Origin of the sequence: Streptococcus dentapri, assembly GCF_042649885.1 — a bacterium.
Lineage (GTDB): Bacteria > Bacillota > Bacilli > Lactobacillales > Streptococcaceae > Streptococcus > Streptococcus dentapri.
Window position 1 is genome coordinate 1 of sequence record NZ_JBHSAC010000096.1, and the last position, 587, is coordinate 587.

Below are 587 nucleotides of genomic sequence, written 5' to 3' on the forward strand. Positions count from 1 at the left end.
TTTGTCACCTTTTCTTTGGTCATAACTTACTAGAAAGAAGCCGCTTTAATAGACGAACAGGGCAACTTATTTGGTTGGTTCAGCTCATTCGACAAGCCATGAATAGGAAAATCTCACCAGATACCATTGTGATTATGGACAGTTTTCCATTGCCGCTTTGCCAGCCTATTCGCAATCATAGAGCCAAGATTTTCAATGATCTCGCTGATATTGGGTATAATGCTGCTAAAAACCTTTGGTTCTATGGTTTTAAAGTCCATATGCTGGTCACTTTGTCGGGGGTTATTCTCAACTATGTTGTGACACCAGCCTCTGTTCACGACATTAAAGTCGTTGATGAACTCCTAGAAGGCTGTAGGCAATCTGTAGTTCTTGCCGATTTAGGCTATCTCAGTCAAGTGCTAAAAGATAGCTTAAAACAGAAAGGCTATCACATATGGACACCTTTACGTCAAAACATGGTCGGTGCAGAACAGCATAATCATTGGCAGTTACTTGTCATGAGAAGAACGATCGAAACTCGCTTTTCTGAACTTTGTGCGCTATTTGATATTGAACACACGTTGACTAGAAGCATTAGGGGACTA

At 40.9% G+C, this 587-nt stretch carries 1 protein-coding gene; it reads left to right on the plus strand.

Annotated elements, in window-relative coordinates; all coding sequences use genetic code 11:
• On the plus strand, window positions 1–587 hold a 587-nt coding region (locus ACFOSE_RS09700; protein WP_380432819.1), incomplete at both ends, for an IS982 family transposase.